Origin of the sequence: Methanococcoides seepicolus (assembly GCF_023684405.1) — an archaeon.
Taxonomy (GTDB): domain Archaea; phylum Halobacteriota; class Methanosarcinia; order Methanosarcinales; family Methanosarcinaceae; genus Methanococcoides; species Methanococcoides seepicolus.
In genome coordinates this window covers 33,808-52,397 of the sequence record NZ_JAGSOI010000006.1, presented here as the reverse complement: position 1 = coordinate 52,397, position 18,590 = coordinate 33,808, and the positions used below count along the sequence as shown (strand labels likewise).

Annotated in this window: 12 protein-coding genes; 1 reads left to right on the top strand and 11 read right to left on the bottom strand. The window is 39.7% G+C overall.

Annotation, left to right across the window (positions count from 1 at the left end):
• Positions 1-50 precede the first annotated feature (50 nt).
• Complete coding sequence (locus KDK67_RS02685) at positions 51-749, top strand: ATPase domain-containing protein (RefSeq protein ID WP_250867300.1); 699 nt, start codon at positions 51-53, stop codon at positions 747-749.
• 466 nt (positions 750-1,215) lie between these two features.
• Here the strand turns inward: KDK67_RS02685 and KDK67_RS02680 are convergent, their stop codons facing one another.
• The 11 genes from KDK67_RS02680 to mtaA all read right to left on the bottom strand — a co-directional run bounded on the left by KDK67_RS02680 (position 1,216) and on the right by mtaA (position 17,985).
• On the bottom strand, positions 1,216-2,361 hold the full coding sequence (locus tag KDK67_RS02680) for a GTP-binding protein (protein WP_250867299.1): 1,146 nt from the start codon (positions 2,359-2,361) through the stop codon (positions 1,216-1,218).
• Positions 2,362-2,469: 108 nt separating this feature from the next.
• Positions 2,470-4,386, bottom strand: a complete 1,917-nt coding sequence (locus KDK67_RS02675) for a hydantoinase/oxoprolinase N-terminal domain-containing protein (RefSeq protein ID WP_250867298.1) — start codon at positions 4,384-4,386, stop codon at positions 2,470-2,472.
• A 39-nt stretch (positions 4,387-4,425) separates the two neighbouring features.
• Entirely contained in the window at positions 4,426-5,274 is an 849-nt protein-coding gene (locus KDK67_RS02670) for a cation diffusion facilitator family transporter (protein WP_250867297.1), read from the bottom strand.
• A 108-nt stretch (positions 5,275-5,382) separates the two neighbouring features.
• On the bottom strand, positions 5,383-5,937 hold the full coding sequence (locus tag KDK67_RS02665) for an acetate uptake transporter (RefSeq protein ID WP_250867296.1): 555 nt from the start codon (positions 5,935-5,937) through the stop codon (positions 5,383-5,385).
• Positions 5,938-6,318: 381 nt separating this feature from the next.
• Positions 6,319-7,704: a methanol--corrinoid protein co-methyltransferase MtaB gene (gene mtaB / locus KDK67_RS02660; protein WP_250867295.1), complete on the bottom strand. Its 1,386-nt coding sequence runs from the start codon at positions 7,702-7,704 to the stop codon at positions 6,319-6,321.
• A 13-nt stretch (positions 7,705-7,717) separates the two neighbouring features.
• Complete coding sequence (mtaC, locus tag KDK67_RS02655; RefSeq protein WP_250867294.1) at positions 7,718-8,488, bottom strand: methanol--corrinoid protein MtaC; 771 nt, start codon at positions 8,486-8,488, stop codon at positions 7,718-7,720.
• Positions 8,489-9,280: 792 nt separating this feature from the next.
• Positions 9,281-10,663, bottom strand: a complete 1,383-nt coding sequence (mtaB, locus tag KDK67_RS02650; protein ID WP_250867293.1) for a methanol--corrinoid protein co-methyltransferase MtaB — start codon at positions 10,661-10,663, stop codon at positions 9,281-9,283.
• 12 nt (positions 10,664-10,675) lie between these two features.
• Positions 10,676-11,440, bottom strand: a complete 765-nt coding sequence (gene mtaC / locus KDK67_RS02645; RefSeq protein ID WP_250867292.1) for a methanol--corrinoid protein MtaC — start codon at positions 11,438-11,440, stop codon at positions 10,676-10,678.
• A gap of 120 nt (positions 11,441-11,560) precedes the next feature.
• Positions 11,561-14,911: a PAS domain S-box protein gene (locus KDK67_RS02640; RefSeq protein WP_250867291.1), complete on the bottom strand. Its 3,351-nt coding sequence runs from the start codon at positions 14,909-14,911 to the stop codon at positions 11,561-11,563.
• Between the two features lie 302 nt (positions 14,912-15,213).
• Entirely contained in the window at positions 15,214-16,824 is a 1,611-nt protein-coding gene (locus KDK67_RS02635; RefSeq protein ID WP_250867290.1) for a methylamine methyltransferase corrinoid protein reductive activase, read from the bottom strand.
• 144 nt (positions 16,825-16,968) lie between these two features.
• Positions 16,969-17,985 (bottom strand): methylcobamide:CoM methyltransferase MtaA, encoded by a 1,017-nt coding sequence (gene mtaA, locus KDK67_RS02630; RefSeq protein WP_250867289.1) that lies wholly within the window; start codon positions 17,983-17,985, stop codon positions 16,969-16,971.
• Positions 17,986-18,590 lie beyond the last annotated feature (605 nt).

Here is an 18,590-nt window from a genome sequence, read left to right as displayed (position 1 = left end):
TAAATAAAATTTAATTATGTCAACGTTATTATAGAAAGTGGAGGAATTTTGTGAGATTTATTGATACTATTGAAGGGCTGAACGAGATATTCAGTACAGATATACCAAAAGGAAGTGTGGTTTTAATAACAGGTGCACCTGGAACTCTTAAATCCGGAATTACTTTTTCCATCCTTTCAAAATACCTGAATAATGTCGGAGAGTTCGGGACCTACATTACCCTTGAGCAAAGCAAAGATAACCACCTTGCGAACATGGAAAGTATGGGACTGGAACTTTCGGATAATCTATCAATATCTGATTTTAGCGATTATAGACTTCAATACGATGATTTTTCAGGCGATCTGCTAAACCTTATAGAGACAAATATCCTGCAATATAAGCAGAAGATGGGCGATAAGTTTACTTGTGTAGCATTGGACTCCCTTGGTGCCCTTTACTCGCTCCTCGATGTTGAACCTCAAAGGATGAGAAAAAGACTTTACCATCTTTTCGAACCACTCAGGCGTGAAAATCTGACAACGTTCGTGATACTTGAAACCACTGAATCCCTTGGAATGAATTATGCAGATAACTTTGAAAGTTATCTTGCAGACGGTATCATAGAACTGGGAATTCACATGAAGGACAATACAACGAAACGTTATATACAAGCTAGAAAAATGCGTGCTTCAGCACACAGCATGGATCCCTTCATACTTACGGTCTCAGATGAGGGACTTAAGGTGTATAGAGGAAATATCTTCTGAAATTTCAAGTACCAGATATTAAGCAAACCCCACTCCTACGAATATAAGTTTAGTCTCCATCGGAGGATGATGCCAACCTTCCGGTGAGAGGCGTTCTTCCATTACAGTTATACTCACTTTGTTTTTCATCTTTCTATAACAAATTATTTTTATCAATCAGTTGTTAAGGTCGATGAACAATACAACATACCGGATTGGGTATATGATTGGTAGATTGTTGTATATATGTATCCAGAACAATATGAGTCCCGAATATATTTGAACATTATTAAGGATTTTTCATCGATTGCACCGGTTTTAATCTTGGTTTGTTGGAAATATTTATTGGCTTTTTCTTAATATTGTTACATTTGTTTGTATTTTAAATTACATGTATTTGTCAAATTCTATGCATATTATGCAAAAAAAAGAGTTGCTCCAAAATTAAATATTTGTTAGGAGCATACTGAAATTGTTAGTAACCGTCTCAAGGATTGTGCTCATGATGTGCTTCAAGCTGTTCGATCTCAATTCCATAACGCTTGAATACATCTGTTGCGAAGGTATCGACGATCTTCACAAGTTCTTTTTTTTCCATCTTCGAGATTGCTGAAAGTATCTTTAACTTAAGGATCTCATTCTTTCCTGTTTCGATCAGTTCTAATTGTGGATCTTCGAAGTATGCAGTTACATTCATTTTTACTGTATCTGTATCAGAATTCAAGAACATCTTGATATGGCCAATGAACTCGGGGCTATGTTCCATAACTTCTGCTTTTATGTTCGTCATGAGCTCCTTTGCGATCAGCTTTGCCCTATCGATATCTGTCCTGTCTTTGATCTTATACTCTGCAGCATAGGTTGCAACACCTGATGCATCAATGGAGCTTTCTGTTTCCTGCTCATTCCTGATAAGCTCCATATCGTTCTTGCTGACAAGGGATATGCCATTTGCAGGGGCAATGGATGTTTTTCCCATCTCTTTTGGCTTCGTTTCCTGAACTTTGACATCAAGAGATCTATTAAGCAGCTCATCAGGAAGTATCATGTCCATGAAACTATAGAACTTTTCATCGCTATTATTTGCAGAGATCCGTATTATTTTTGCTTTTCTGTTGAGCTGCTGTACAGATTCTTCTACGATAGATATTTGTATCTTGTCCATAAGGTCGATCTTATTGATGGCAAGGATATCTGCATCCTCTATCTGGCGAGTGGAGAAATGTCTCATCTCTTTTAACAAGTGTTTGAACCTGCTGCCATCTATAAGGGTCACAAGAGGTGCTATTTCCGCACCTTCTCCAAGGTCCATCAGCTCGATCTCTCTTTTGATCACATTTGGAAATGCAATTCCGGTAGGTTCTATTATAAGGACATCCGGATTGTAAGAATTATATAACGTTATCACAGTTGAGCGAAGTCCCATCTTGAGTGAACAACAGATGCAACCGTTCGTTATCTCTTTTGTATCGAAACCGAACTTGCTGATGATATCACCGTCGATCCCGATCTCTCCTATCTCGTTGACAATAATAGCAACTTTGTGCCCCTTGTCCACAAGGTACTTCCCCATATTGATTATCGTGGTAGTTTTTCCGCTTCCAAGAAAACCGCCAACTACAAGTGTTAACATTTTATTAGCTCCTCTTTTTTTTCATGAACGCATCATCCGATCCAAAAATGATACGTTCTTTTCTTTTTATATCTTCGATATATCTTCTGACAATTCAAATACTAGGCCTTAAACAAAACCCAAGCCTACGAATATAAGTTTAGTCTCCATCGGAGGATGATGCCAACCTTCCGGTGAGAGGCGTTCTTCTGTAACACTTATGCTTACTTTGTTTTCCATGATCCCACACTCTGCCATATAGGAATGGATCAAAGCCCTGCCATGCTCGTTAACAAATTCAAGTGCTTCTACATAAGTATTGAACTTCTCTCTTCTTTCAGGTGAATAGACAAAGAATTCTTTATCCGGATCATTCAGAGATAATGGCTTGATCATTATTTCCAGACGTTTGACACCTTTACCAAACAAAGCTCCTGCTGCATTCCCTACATCTGAATGTTGAGGAACTATGATGTCCGCTTTGATAAAGGAACTAATCTCATCCCCATAAGCAGATACAGGCCCTCCAATAAGCACTACTGGCAATTCTACATCGAACCTTGCTTTGAAATTGTGATCAACGATACCACCGATGCTCTCCGAATCAACGCCTGGCAACAGGTACGACATCAGTTCGAATGCCATATTTCTCGCAAAACGTTTTTTGAGTAAAGAACACATTTCATATTTGCCTATATTGTTCAATTTAGCCAGAACATCGGCAGCCAGCTTTGAAGCTTCTTGATCCCATTGATCATATTCTCCCAGGACATGCAATACATCAGTAGGGGTAAAACCAATAGCCTGCACAAGCCTTTTGCTTATCAGAGAGCTTAAGACAAAAGTTGAAGGTGGTCCTTTAAGCATTATGAAAATGTCCTCAAATGAGACAGGATCATCTCCAATAACAGATATTAACACCTTTTCATTTTCATTCAATTCAATAGGTTCCTGCCTGGTCCTTACAAAGAACTTTGTAGGCTGTATATTTTCATCCAGAAGTCTGCGTGCGATCCATTTAATGTTCTTAAGTTTTTCAGGAAAACCAGGATATTTGACCGCTGCAACACAGATCGGCTCCACTCTTCTGGGACCAATGACCAGATCCTTATCTCTTGTCCATATATGACTATCACCCCCCATTGCCGATGTTTCCATGTGGATCGCTTTTACACGCGTTTGCCATTTTCCGACAACTGCACCAGACTCACTAATATCTGGTACGCCCTCACAGAGCATTGATACATCTGTACTTGTACCGCCGACATCTATCACAACGCAACTTTCAAGACCTGAAAGAAAAGAAGCGCCAATAAGACTTGCAGCCGGACCTGAAAATATCGTCTCGATAGGTCTTTCAAGTGCATCCCTGATACCAACGACAGAACCGTCACATTTGAGCATAAGTAATCTTGCATCCATATCACGCCTTTTTATCTCAGAGATCATCGCTTCTATGAAATTCTCACCGACAGGTAAAAGCTGTGCATTAAGGTATGCTGTAACTGCTCTTTCGTAAGCACCAATATCCTGTGTTAGCTCGTGCCCACAAACGACTGGCATTCCCGTAAGCTTTGATATGAGCTGTTTTGTCTTTAGCTCATGCTCAGGATTCCTTATACTGAAATGGGACGATACCGCAAAAGCAGATACTCTGCCCTTTGAACCAAGGACGAAATTCTTTATAGCATCAACATCAAGCGGCTTTAATTCATCCCCCATGTGATCATGACCTCCTGCTACAAAGATGATATCACTTGTCGGGAAATTCTTATTGAGAGAATGATCCCCTATGAGAATAAGACCCACAGGATAGCCAGTATCTTCCAGCACAGTATTCGTTGCAAGTGTGGTTGAAACCGATATGACATCTACATTTTTCAGATATTTTTCATCGATCCCGTCAATTGCATTCCGTATTCCTTCAATATGATCAGGATAGGTGGTCAATGCCTTGTTGGACATCACTACAGACCTGTCACGATCACTTATAAGAATTGCATCAGTATAGGTTCCACCTGCATCGATACCAAGACTATATTGCATTATTTCACCATGATCCTAATAAAATAGTATTCAATTATTTCATCGCCTCTCAGGAGGCTCGATGTGTACAAGTACATCTGAGATCCCTGTAAATGTTCTTTTAAGTTCTTTTTCAATACTTTCAACTATTCTCTGTGCTTCCATAACATAGATATCAGAATCCACTTTCACGTGAATATCCACAAACAGATCGTCCGGTGAACCGTGAGTTCGCACTTTATAGCAATTCTCAATTCCTTCAATGGACCTTACAAGACGTCGAACATTGCTTTCATCAAGACAGCATGCATCGCATAATACGTTGCAAGACATGATGACGATCGATATGCAATATTTCGTAAGTACGAGAATTAGCAACACCGTTTCCAACATTAAAACAGTTGGACTGACTTGAATGAACAAGGTCAGAGCGATCAAAACTGAAAACATAACATCTAATTTAAGTGCAAATGAATGGGATATCCCAGCCTGATCAAATTCATCCAAAGAGCAATATTTCAGAATAGCTACTGATAGAATAACAGACATTAAAAGCAAGATATAGATGGAAGTATCCGGCAATAGAGAGTTACTTCCATTAACGGTAGAGTGAACTTCAGAGAGGATATACAGACTTGCCAGAATAAAGATCAGTGCAATGAACAATGATATCAGAGAACTGTATTTTTTGTACCCGTATGGATGAAAATGGTCGGTCGAAAGTGAGATGATACTAGGTACAAAGTGATGAACTAAGGCAATGATACCGATAAATAAGGCAAAATATCCTGTAACCTGCACAGCAAGAATATCAGAATAGGTCCCTGCAAATATCCTTAACAGAGCTATTTCGATAAAGACGGAAAGAGCAAGATATCCAGTTCCGTTCTTTCTGGTAGAGGTCCTCAATTGTTACCACCTGGCATTTTATTTTTGTTTTTAAGGAGGGGAATGACCGACCTTATGGACGGTCACGGTCTGAATATTACGTATCTGACATTCTAGCTAGATCTTAGCTTAGAGTGGAGCTACTGTCTTTCCAAAAACTGAATTTGTTACAAGCGCCAGAGATGTGTACAAAGCTGAGATCCCAAGTAACAAAGTCATGTAACCTGCAAGTGGACCAATGCCCATTCCGAAGTTTGCCGCTGCGTTAAGGAAAAATGTCAGAGTAAGAGTGATGAAAACGATGGTTATCGCCTTAACCCCGATCTTGAATGTTACAAGCAGCAGTACAAGGGAAACAAGCCCCCAGATGAATAGATAGAAGCCTATTGAAGTTGCACTGGCTGCTCCAAGAACTCCGCTTGCAAGACCTGAGGACATCAAGATGAATGCAAAGGAGAACCAGAACAGACCAAATGCTGAAAAAGCAGTTGCACCGAATACATCACCTTTTTTCCAGCCCTGGATACCTGCAAATACCTGTGCAAATCCTCCGAGGAAGATCGACATTGAGACGACCATTGTAGCATCTGCGAAAAAACCTGAACCCATCATTCCCAGCATTGTGGCTGCAAAACCAAGTCCTGCAAATCCGAGTGGTGCATGATCTGCTGTTTTATCGATCATGTGAAATCCATCCGCAGGGTTACATAAAATACAGTTCTCTGGTATTTCTTCATTATTTGTCAAATATGATCACTTCCGTTAGTTCGATTAATAAATTTTATGAAATACAATAAATAATATTATAACTCGACATATACAAATGATTGTTAAATGTGATTCTGGGCAAAACTGCACCCATTAATAAATATCAAAAAGACATAAAGGAGTAAAGGGGTTTTAAATTTCTGAATATCACCTCCCGTATTATGTTTTAGAAGAAAATGTTTGTGATTATAAGGTCAAATTGAAAATATCGTGCAATACACATTTTTCAAGGTGATGGGAGTAGCCCCGAGCAATACGGGGCTACAGTCCACGTTTGGAGACTTCGATGCTAAATGCTTAGAGACCGTAGTTCTCTGGCAGGAAGACCTTAACTTCTTCCTTGTACTTGGTCATGCAATCGCTCATGAAAGTATCCTGGTCGTCTGTGAGTGCCATAAGTGCAGCTTTTGCGTCTGCAAGGGCGCCCTTTTCGAACTTGGTCATTTCGAGCTTGCCAGCTATTCCTTCTTCCATGATCTCTACTGACTTGAGTGCAGCGTTCTTTGCACGGAGGTAAATGTCATTACCGTCCTTGACAATAGCTTCACCCACGCGGTATGCGTTGTCATATGCAAGAACATAGCCCTGTGGGTCCCTGTACTTGTCAGAAAGCATAAAGAGGTCCCTGAGAGTCTTTTCCTGACCTGTTGCAGTTGCTGTGTTCATCAAAGCACAGTCATACGCAAGGGATTCTCCCCAGCACTGGACAGATGTACCACCGAATTCAGCATGGTATTCAACCGATTCGTTGGACCAGAGGTCACAGCACTGCATGACAACGTTACCCATGACATCAGAGTGTGCACATGTGGAGGTCTTACCTTCTTGTGAGATAGGTACACCGGATATCGCTTTTATGATAGTGTTTTCATATCCACAGTCTTTACCGGGCCCTACAGCACCTGCTTCATATGCTGCAAGTGATCTTGGTGCAGAGATAGCTCTTGCGATGATAGCAAGGGTGTGTGCAAGGTTCTTGTCAAGAAGACCGCCACCAATGAACATTGCAGTGTTTGCTTCGGAACAGTCAGTGTCACCTGCGGAGACTACTCCGTGCTTCTTTGCAACAGAGCTGATCTCCTGCCAGATGAAATCCATATCCATGGTTCCAAGGCAGCCAATTGCATAAAGCATACCAGGTACATCATTTCTTAGGATCGAATAGTCGAATACTTCCTTACCGCCCATTGACTCAAGGGAAAGCATGTCAGCTCCATTTGCTGCAATTTCTTCGAATGATTCCATAAGAACTGTGAACTTGTCACCTCTAAGATCAAGGTAATCACGGTCTTCACGGATATCACCTGGGGTGTGTCTTAATGCGCATTTGATGCCGTATTCATCGTGGAACTCTTCCATGATGGTCTTCTGTGCGTGTGCGACCTCTCCTCCCCATGTTGGGTTGTTGGTCATCTGCTCGACGTGTTCTGTCTCAAGGACAACAGCAGGGAAACCTACCTGGACCATACGGTTCATGATATCTGTGGTTATCCTCTGGTATTCTTTGACGAGCTTCTCTTTTGATGCACCGGCTTCAGGCCTTGGTGCATAGTTAATTTCAGGTGTAGTGTATCCGCCACCGATCTCGAGTCCAAGTCCTGTTTTTACAGGGTGCTTACACTTACCAAAGATCATGTCATCTGCACTATCATATGCCATTTTTGTATATCTGTTGATTGCCATTTTTCTCACCTCTTCAGTGTTTGTGGAATTCCTCTTTCAGTGCACTAATGCTAGATCCTGCAAGGATCTTGTCAGCGATCTTAGGTGCGTCAGCAGCTTCTTCGCCATAAATACCCAAATCATAGGTAGATACGAAGTCCTGGTTTACAGCTCCACCACCACAGGCGAATGGAACATTAAGACTTGCTTCAAGTAACCTGTCGTTGACTGCTTTGAAAGCATACATTGTTGTGGTCATCAGTGCAGTACCTGTAAGCATGAGAGGTTTCTCTGCCTTGACAGCTTCAATGACTTCATCCACAGGAACATCACGGCCAAGGTCAACTACCTCATATCCGTTTGCTCTGAGAAGTGCAGCAACTATTGTCTTACCGATGTCGTGAACATCTCCTTCTGCAACATGGCAGACAACCTTGCCCTTTGAAACAGGTGCTTCATCGGACTGTGACTTACAGAACTCGATACCGTCGAGCATTGCATCTGCGGACATCATTACGTTTGGCAGGAAGATCGTTCCCTGATCATACAGATCAGTAACTACTTTCATGCCAACCATTAGAGCATCGTCGATCAGAGCAATTGGGTTCTTTCCTGCTGCGATGGCCTTTTCGAGACCTTCGATAACGTCGTCTTCCTCACCGTCAAAGATTGCTACTGCAATTTGTCTGTATAACTCATCCTTAGGATAAAGTTCAGCTGCAGCGTCTTTAGGCGTCATTGCCTTCTCCAATTTCACATTATATCTTACCAGAATATCACTGGGGTCTATATCCAAACTGGTCATGTTTTACTTCCTTTGTTTTTTTAATAATAAATGAAGTGCCATTCTTCTTGGGAAGAATACCACCCTCGATCCAATCATAGGATTTCGTTCTGAAAACCTATTCAAACGTCTCTCATACCAATATATAAACATTTGTTTTCAAATGATTTTATATATATGTATTACGATTTGATTAAAAAAAAGTGCAAAGGTGAAATAGAGAAAAAATAAGCTTTCTTGATGTCGAAAATACATAATAAAATTAACAATATCGAAAACAAACAAAATAAATTTAGTAAATACGTTTATATAATATAATTAAGTTAGCTTTAAAAATAACTAATATATAAACCATTTGTAAAATGGAAATCTTTAATCGATACTAATATTAATAAATAAAGGCTATTGATGCTTATTTTTAAACATATCTATTGATTTTATAGAAATATATACACTTTATAGTAGAAATTTATAAATATTAAATATCATTGTGTAGTTTTGGTCAAATGAAAAGAAAACGATATCAATAAAAGGATTAACTGGAAATAACAATTCAAGATCATTTTATTATATCAACAAAATTAAACAATAATATGTATATGCACAAAGTATTAACTAAATATTATATATAATTATTAATTCATATTTCTTCGAATAATACAAAACAGTTAAATACTACATATTGAGGCATCAAAGATCCAATCTAGAAAATGAGAGTAGATGACTGAAAAATTCATTGCACGACAATCGTAACGAAAAGAAAAAGAGAAAATGGGCCGTAATATGAAGATATGAAAGATAAAAATGAAAACTTCAGTAACCGTAATTTTTAGGTATGAAGTTCTCCATAGTTGAAAATTTGTCCATATTCTCTTCAATGAAAACATCCTTTTCATCAGTAAGTGAATGAAGGGACTTGATCGCCTTTGCAAGAGATGCTTTCTCAAAGCGCGAAAGTTCAAGCTGTCCACGAGAACCTTCATCAACGATGTTACATGCCTCGATCGCAGCATTCTTAGCACGTAGATAAATATCATTACCATCCTTTACGATCGATTCACCTATCCTATAAGCATTATCGAATGCAAGTATGAATGCCTGAGAATCCCTATATCTATCTGAGACCATGAAAACATCCCTGAAGACCTTCGCATATCCAGCCTCTATTGCCGTATTCATCATGGAACAATCATAAGATAGAGTCTCCCCCCAACATTGAACGCTTGTACCACCGAACTCACCACGGTACTCCACAGATTCATTGGACCAGAGATCACAACATTGCATAGCGAGATTACCCATGAGATCAGAGTGAGCACAAGTTGATCCCTTTCCTTCCTGTGAGATAGGGACACCAGCGATAGCCTTGATTATAGTGTTTTCATATCCACAATCTTTACCGGGACCGACAGCTCCTGCTTCATAGGCAGCAAGTGAACGCGGTGCTGAAACCGCTCTTGTCACAACAGCAAGCGTGTGGGCAAGTTTTCTGTCAAGTAGACCACCTGCAATGAACATTGCAGTATTAGCCTGAGAACAATCAGTATCTCCAGCAGCCACAACATCATGTTTCTTTGCTATTTTGCTAATATCTTCCCATATGAACTCCACATCAAGAGTGCCGAGGATACCTATTGAAAAAAGCACTCCTGAGATATCGTTCCTTAATATTGATGAATCAAAGACGCTCTTACCACCAAGTGATTCAATGGAAAGCATGTCAGCTCCATTGGAAGCAACCTCTTCAAAAGATTCCAGCAACATACCATAAGAATCGCCTCTAAGATCGAGGGATTCTTTTCCACCTCGAATATCAGCAGGCGTATGGCGCAATGCACATTTGATGCCATATTCATCATAAAACTCTTCCATAATGGTCTTCTGTTCATGTGCTATCTCTGCACCCCATGACGGATTGACGGTCATTTGTTGCACATGTTCCGTTTCAAGCACCACCGAAGGGAAACCAACCTGTACCATTCGTTGCAGGACATCCGTTGTGATCTTCTGGTATTCTGCAATAAGTTTCTCTTTAGACTCACCCGCTGCTGGTCTTGGTGCATAGTTGACTTCCGCTGAAGTATATCCTGCCCCGATCTCCAGATCAAAACCTGTCTTAACAGGATAGATAGAATGTCCAAAGACCATATCTTCAAGGTCATCATAAGCCATTTTATTATAACGTTTTAAACTCAAACCTATTCCTCCTCAGTGTTTATGGAACTCCTTCCTGAGCTGGCTAATATTCAAGCCGTTGATGATAGCATCTGCGATCTTTGGTACGTCAGCAGCCTCTTCACAATAAAGACCAAGTTCATACTGGGATACAAAATCCTGTGTTACCGCACCTCCACCACACACAACAGGTACATTGATATCACTTTCAAGCAAACGGGAATTCACATCCTTGAAACCAATCATAGTTGTCGTCATTAACGACGTTCCCGTAAGCATAATGGGTTTTTCCTTTTTGACAGCCGCAATGACCTCTTCCACACAGACATCCTTTCCAAGGTCTACAACTTCATACCCCTTCGCCCTGAGAAGAACGGTCACGATCTTCTTACCAATATCATGGATGTCCCCTTCCACAACATAGGAAACGATCTTACCCTTGTATTCATGGTCCTGACCGAAATGTTCTTTACAATATTCGATACCTTCCATCATTGCCTGCGCTGAAATTATGACATCTGGAAGGTAGAGAACACCGTCATCATAAAGAGTGGAGACTATTTCCATACCCACCATCAGTGCATTGTTAATAAGGTTCAGTGGGTCCAGTCCATTATTGATCGCATTCTGGATACTTTCCACAACCTCGTCTTCATCTCCTTCAAAGATAGCCTTTGCGACCTCCCGTATATTTTCTTCCACAGGGAATAATTTCTCGGCCACCTCTTCAGGAGTCATTTCTTTTTCCACTTTTACATTATATCGTACTAATATGCGTTGAGGATTAATATCGATCACAATTTAGCCCTCCATTAAAATAATTAATATAAATGCCTACAACTATACTGATGTGATAAGATAAATGCAAACATGTGATAAGAACATTGTTTGCCAGGCAGACAAAACATAAAGGTCCCTTTAATTTTTGCCAACCTCCCGACAGATAGCAATGATCGCATCCTGACGATTCCATTTACCCTTTTGCAATCTTGTTTCCACAGACATAAGCATGCCAGTACCTGTAACCAAAGGTAACCTGAACTCGATCTTGTTATCTGCAAGTGCATCCCCAAAGAGACTTGCTGCTTCGAGTACCTTATTATGCGGATGTATTTTTATGAAATTCATACCAGTGATCTCTTCTTTTGAGTAAGCTAGTTTTTTCGAGACTGCCTCATTGCTGTAGAGTACACAACCCTCACTGTCCAGAACAAAGATCAGATCCTCAATGCCATCAACAAGTGATTTAAGGTCGTTCTGGTTCTTTTGCATATCTACTTCCGTTTCAATGCGACCGATGATGGAACCCATCTGTTCAGCAACTGTTTCTACCGATGTACGAATATTGTACGGCATTTCATATTCAGTACGCGATGCAAGGAAAAGAACAGCCACTTCTTCCTCTTGATACTTCACCGGGATCACAGCTGTTGCCAGCAGCCCTTCATCTACCCTGTTATCACGCTTTGTCACAGGATAGATCTCGGAATACATTTTATAAAGCGGATAACCCATCATGAAAAATCGACTCTGCATGGAATCTGCTGCGTAATGAGAATTAGTTTTTACAAAATTTTCCGAAAGTCCTTTGTGGGATATAAGGTTCAGTCCGCCATTATTCTTGTCTATCAGGTAGAGACTACCAGAATCAATACTTTCTATATGTAAAGCAAATTCCAGAAGCTGGTCAAAGGTTTCCTGAAGGTCCCCTGAAGGAGTGAAGAAATTACCGACCTCGGATTCAATGTTCAGGAACTGATTGATCCTCTTACGCTCAGTGATATCTATGATGATACCCTGTATATGCACAAGATCACCTTCCTCATCATACTGCGGAGTGGACCTCTCAACAACCCATCGAACATCATCAGAACTGGTGATTATCCTGTATTCGAGACGATATTCAGAAGCATTTTCTGCAAATTTCCGGGCAAAATAGCTATGCACCCTTTCCGCATCAGAAGGGTGAATAATGTCACCGTATTGTAGTTTGCCAGAAAGAAAATCCGACGGAGAATATCCAAATGTATCGATGTTCTCAGAAACGAATTCAACTGGCCATCCCGACTGCGCATTCCAGAAAAATACAATTGCCGGACTGCTTTTGATAACCGTTTGCAATACCTTTTGTACTTCCAGTGAATCAAGCAGTTCCTGTTCTTTCTTTTTCTGTTCAGTTATGTCACGTATAATAGCCATTACAGCAGGCTTGCCCTGATCATATATGCGTGAAGGGCTTATCTCAACAGGAACAGTTTCACCCTTACGATCAAGCAGATTGACCTCGAATTTATTAGAGCTGCTCTTCTGTTTTTCCATTATCTTCGAGAACTGCTTAGTCACCATTCGCCGATATTCAGGTGACAGATAAGAAGAAAAACTGGAGTTATGCACCTTTTGAGGAGTAAAACCAACAATCTCACAGAACATTGAATTTACAAATCCCAGCACATCATCACGAATTATGACAATGCCGTCATTCCCGTTCTTAACGAGATTGGAGTACTTTTCTTCCGATACACGCAAAGCTTCATCAGCTTCCCTATGCTCGATCAGTTTTGTTATTTCCTGGATCAATAGTGCCAGGTTACGAGTATCAAGATCATCATAAAGAGAATCTTTGTTGCCAACTCCCAGAACGAATCGCTCACCTTCTTCATTGGAGACCGGAATATCAAAATGGCGTGTGATCGTACCGGTCATATTATGGTCTTTTTCCATTTCAAAAAGATCATTCGGGTAATTTGAAAGCAAATATTTCCCACTTGAGCTCACTTTGATAGCCCTGCTGGAAATGTCAAACGGATAATCACCCAGGTCCTTGCTCAGTTCGTATTGACCCTTTTCGTCTGTTAAAAGGAGGAAGACCATATCAAAAGAGTTGTCTTCACGGACACTGACAAGGTAACCGATATTGCTCTGAGTGAGTCTTGCAGCAGCCTCCAAAGTGAAATATAATATATCTTCAATGGATTCATCAGACATCTGGTTGAGTTCAAGAAGTATCTCAAGACGAGACTCGTTTAGCTGGAGAGAATGTTCACCCATCTTCCTCAGGGTGACATCTTCAAATATACCCATTCCACCCTGCAATGATCCATCTACGATCAAAGAACTGAAAGTGACATGCAAGATAGAACTATTATCATTTACAATTAGGTGAACATCATTCTCATAGTTCCTTATCTTTCCCGAGATCACATCACTTATATCGCTACGAACATCTTTGTCACTAAAAAGATCGAGGACATTATAGCCTGTGATCACATCCCGTAAGTGATCGAATATCTCATTGAATACTTCATTTGAATTCGTTATAATTCCTTTTCGGTCAAAACGAACTATACCTATGGGAGATTTTTCAAAGATTATCCTGAAGTTCTTTTCAGTATCAACAAGAGCTTTCTCTGCTTTTCTTTTTTCCCTAATGTCATTTAAGTTCAGCATTACCGCAGACTGTCCTTCGTATTCAATGTAAGAAGTAGTGATCTCCACAGGGATCTCACCTTCAGTAAGCGAAATAATATTTGCTTCATAAATATTGGAGTCATTCTTCTTGCTTGAAAGACATTTATTGTATTTTTTGGAGACCATTCTGCGATATTCAAGTGAAATATGATCAAGGAAAGGCGAACCAATGATATTGTCTTTTGACGATCCTGTCAGTTCACAAAACTTCTCATTTGTATACCGTATTTCATTGTCAAGGACAACAATTACCCCTTCATTACCTTTTTCGACCAACGTTGAATATTGACCTTCGTATTGGATAATTCCCTCTTCCGAGGTTTTCAATTCGTCAATATATTCAAAGGTAACGAGAGCAACACAGCCGCCATCGCATATGATCTGCCTCCTGTTGATCAGCACAGACATTGTACCGGCATTGCTAAAAGGATAGGTCAGTCCAAATTCCTCAAGTAAGAAACCTTCTTTACAAACTCTGCTAAGCCTGTCAAACAGTTCAGGTGAATTTTTCTTGAAATCAACAAATATGTCAGCATCATTTTCCAAGAGTTCAGCAGGTTTAACATTGAACATTTTGTAGAATGAATCATTCGCATATATCAGGTTCAGATCCAGATCAAGTATCATGAGAGCTTCTTTCAAAGATGCTACTATAGCCTCGAAATAATTTCCAGGATCATCGGAAAAAGAGAAAGAACTACAGCTATCAGGTTCTGATATTTCATCAGACACAACTTTAGATGAAGTCATTTTGACAGATATATTACCGGTCTTTTCCATGGAACTGTATATCTTATACATCTCCCGTTTTTGCGTTTTTTGATCTAAACGATTTTTTGTTTTTGATAATGGAATTTGTTTTTAATCCTATTATAAGTAAACAAGCCATGATTTATATCTTATCTTCCGTAAAGATAGAATATCCATATTTTGACGATCTTTCTGAACGAAAGAATTATCTTAAATCAATGAATAAACAAAATTGCTCACATCTAAGATCTATAGTAGCTTCCTTCGATCCAATCTGTTTACTTTTTAGATCTATATCCAGTACATCAGTACAACGGGTGTGAGCAAATAATTCAATGTTCACTTCGTGAAAGTTATTCCACTACTTTGAGAAGATGCCAGTCGAGGACATTTTCCGGACATGTATGGATACATTTCTGACAGTGTGCACCATCACAAAGATCAGTTCTTATTCTTACAGACCGATCATCCTGTTCCAATGCATTATTTGGACACACGTCCACACATTTCTTACAATCGATACAGCCTTCCATATCTATTACTAGAAATGTACCTATCTGGTCGAGCACATGAAGCCCTTCATTCCCAAGATCAGGAATGTCCTTCTCGACTCTTTTTTCGATTTCCGGCTCCTTAGTTACTTCATCAATTGTAGGAAGACCTTTTTTCTTAAGATATTTTTTCAGTGTCTTGAAAGGCATACCCTCGTTCCAATAGGAAAGCTCAAGGATGTAAGCGTCCTTGAATGCTTCATCCATTGCAAACATTACATGTGTGCCAACTATCTCTACTGCGATCTCCTGAAGCTCCCATAATCGTTCTTCTGAAATAAGTATCTCCCTTGCAACGATAAGAGAAGTATTCCCTATCTGGCAGATCTTTGAGACATTATAAGGTATCATGCCGATACGATGAGCTTTTATCGCATCCATATAGGTACCGGCAGCACCGGACATGTATGCGACCTCTACATCTTCCATTGCAATATTCGCAGCATTGCATAATGTCACATGACCGGCACGTATCGCACCGATGGCCCTTCCCGCTTCAGCAAGGTCTTTTTCTGTGAAATGTAGATCATCCTGAAGATAAAGTTTTTTATCAGGCGTATTTATATTTGGTAATTTTATGATGCCATTTTTTATGGCCTCATCGATAAGTGCAATAACACCGGTACCTGTGATGCCAATTGCATGCAAATCACCATTTTTGAGAACAGCCCCATTTTTGTAGTTAACAAGGGAACCACTTACCGTGTTCATTTCCTCATCGAGAACGTAATTCAATATATCCCCATTATTAAATTCAACATCTGATATCACAAATGGACGTGCAATACTTCCGTCCCCGATCTCCTGACCTTCAAGCGCAGGACCTGCTGCTGCAGAACCTGTGAAGATGACATTACCAACCTTTAACGCCATTTCCGCATTAGTACCATAATCGGTTGCAATGGATATCTTTTCTGATTCAAGCATTCCGGATTTTACGATCAATGCAAGAGCATCTGCACCGACCTCGTGTTTGATTGCAGGTGGAATAACTACTTTACAATTAAGGAATTCAAGGCCTTTTACCTGAGTGCTTTCAATGATACAAGCATTCCTTTTTTGTTCCTCGATATTCATCAACTTCTTTTTTCGCTCTCCTGCATAGGCAAGGTCATCGATAGGAATTCCCTGGAACAATGATAATTGTATAGGATTTCCACATATTGCGATTCTCTCAACAAGTCCACCTTCCGGTTCAAGTTCATTAAGGATGTGAATGAAAGCATTGATTACAAGGTCATGAGCTTTGTCCTGACCATATGTCATGGCAAAATCCAGATGATCCATAACGTTCGCACCGGGCAGAGGATTTCTCATTGTGATGACAGTTCTCTGTATCTCACCTGATCCAAGGTCTATTTTTTGTGCCCTGAAACCACTTGTACCAAGATCTATTGCAATTCCTGTTCGCATAGTATTACCTTCTTGCCCGACCGATCAATGTGATCGATAATTATTGGCAGATGATCAAAAAGAAATAAATGAAAGGTCCTGCAAAACAAGACCTTTCCGACTGGATGTTCAGATTTTTGTATATATATTTCGTATCTACAGATATTATGCAATGTATTCGTCCCTTGCTTCAACCAAAGCCTTGACGTTATCTACAGGAGTATTTGGTGCAATACCACATCCAGGAGAAAGAACTGCAACACCATCTTCAAGGGCATTTTTTGAATCTGCTTTGACCTTTTCCACATCACCAGAAAGTAATGTGAACGGACTGGATACATTACCAACAATTACAGCCCTGTCTCCGACAGTTTTGATAGCTCCCCTAAGGTCTGTTACCTTTTCCTCAATGCTAAGTCCCTCGAATTTACAGTCTGCCATCATACCGAGAATAGGAGTGACATTTCCACAAACATGAAGCACCATCGGACATTTGACCCCTTCTGCAAACCTTGCAAGCCTTGGCTTAAGCATCTTGTCAAATGTTTCAGGGTTCATAAGGTCAGGGGATGCTACAGGATCAGGCACACATATTACATCTGCACCTGCATCTGCCAGTGCATTTGCATACACTATACATGCATCTGTGGCAAAGTCAAGGATAGTCTCGAAGTCATCTGGTTTCTTGATAGACCATTTCATGAACTTCTTTACACTTACAAGATCGGATGCGAGGGTTACAGGTCCTTCCATTCCAGCTACCAGAGGAATTTTATCTCCAACTTTGTCGATGATGATCTTCGTTGCATCAAGCACAGCAGGTATTCTGCCATTGCTAAGAAGGTTCTCGGGCATTACGAGGTTGTCAACGCCTTTATATGGGTGATCAGTTACAGATGGTTGTCTGTTCTTTGTTCCCATATTAACTTCACAACCCATAGCTTCTGCAAGAACTGTCAGACAATATGGATATCTCACAGCTTCCAGACCTGCGATCTCGTGTGATGCTACGGCGAGTGTTGCCAGCTTCTCTGCATCAGAATGAGCTTCAGGCCACTCTGCACCGGTCTGATCCATAAGATCAACTATAGCGGTCTGTGTTACAGAGACTACCGGGACTTTATCAACTGGTTCGCGGTTTAACGCGTTCAATAATCTTTCTTTTGGGTTTAAATCGGTCATTTTGATCACTCCTTCATAATTAAAGACCCGGTACATCCGGATGCTGATGTTTTTTGATCGTCGTTCACACCATCCAATTAATCCAGAGATGGAACAACTGATATTGGGTAGCTATACCCAAATTTCAAACTGGAATAATCATATATAAACATATGTATGTTTCATATTTAGTATAAATATGTTACTATATGGCACGTATTTTGAGCAGCATTATTTATTGAAATTATAATATCGATTGATAGCGTTTTTACTAAATACAAGATTTTCTGAAAAATTAACATATAATTTAATACCAAAATTCTTATATATAATACTTGAAAATTTGAAAAATAAAACTAATATAAATACAAAGCTACTGCTAAAAATCTATAATTAAATATATAAGAGTAATAAACGATATCAATAAGCATAATTTATAATAATCAGAATTAATTATTTAAAAAATAGCTATTTGATAGTAGAAAAGTACATATATAAAATTATGAAATACCTGACATTATTAGAGGAAAAAAACAAAAAACAATATCTATTTTAAAAAAATGTCAAAGAAATGAAATATAATTAATTATATAGTCTAAAAAAATATAATAGTGATCGTGAAGAAC

Coding starts and splice junctions, on each gene's coding strand:
- KDK67_RS02680 (WP_250867299.1), bottom strand. CDS start 2,361: ATGTTAACACTTGTAGTTGGCGGTTTTCTTGGAAGCGGAAAAACTACC.
- KDK67_RS02675 (WP_250867298.1), bottom strand. CDS start 4,386: ATGCAATATAGTCTTGGTATCGATGCAGGTGGAACCTATACTGATGCA.
- KDK67_RS02665 (WP_250867296.1), bottom strand. CDS start 5,937: ATGATCGATAAAACAGCAGATCATGCACCACTCGGATTTGCAGGACTT.
- mtaB (WP_250867295.1), bottom strand. CDS start 7,704: ATGGCAATCAACAGATATACAAAAATGGCATATGATAGTGCAGATGAC.
- mtaC (WP_250867294.1), bottom strand. CDS start 8,488: ATGACCAGTTTGGATATAGACCCCAGTGATATTCTGGTAAGATATAAT.
- KDK67_RS02640 (WP_250867291.1), bottom strand. CDS start 14,911: ATGTATAAGATATACAGTTCCATGGAAAAGACCGGTAATATATCTGTC.
- KDK67_RS02635 (WP_250867290.1), bottom strand. CDS start 16,824: ATGCGAACAGGAATTGCAATAGATCTTGGTACAAGTGGTTTCAGGGCA.
- mtaA (WP_250867289.1), bottom strand. CDS start 17,985: ATGACCGATTTAAACCCAAAAGAAAGATTATTGAACGCGTTAAACCGC.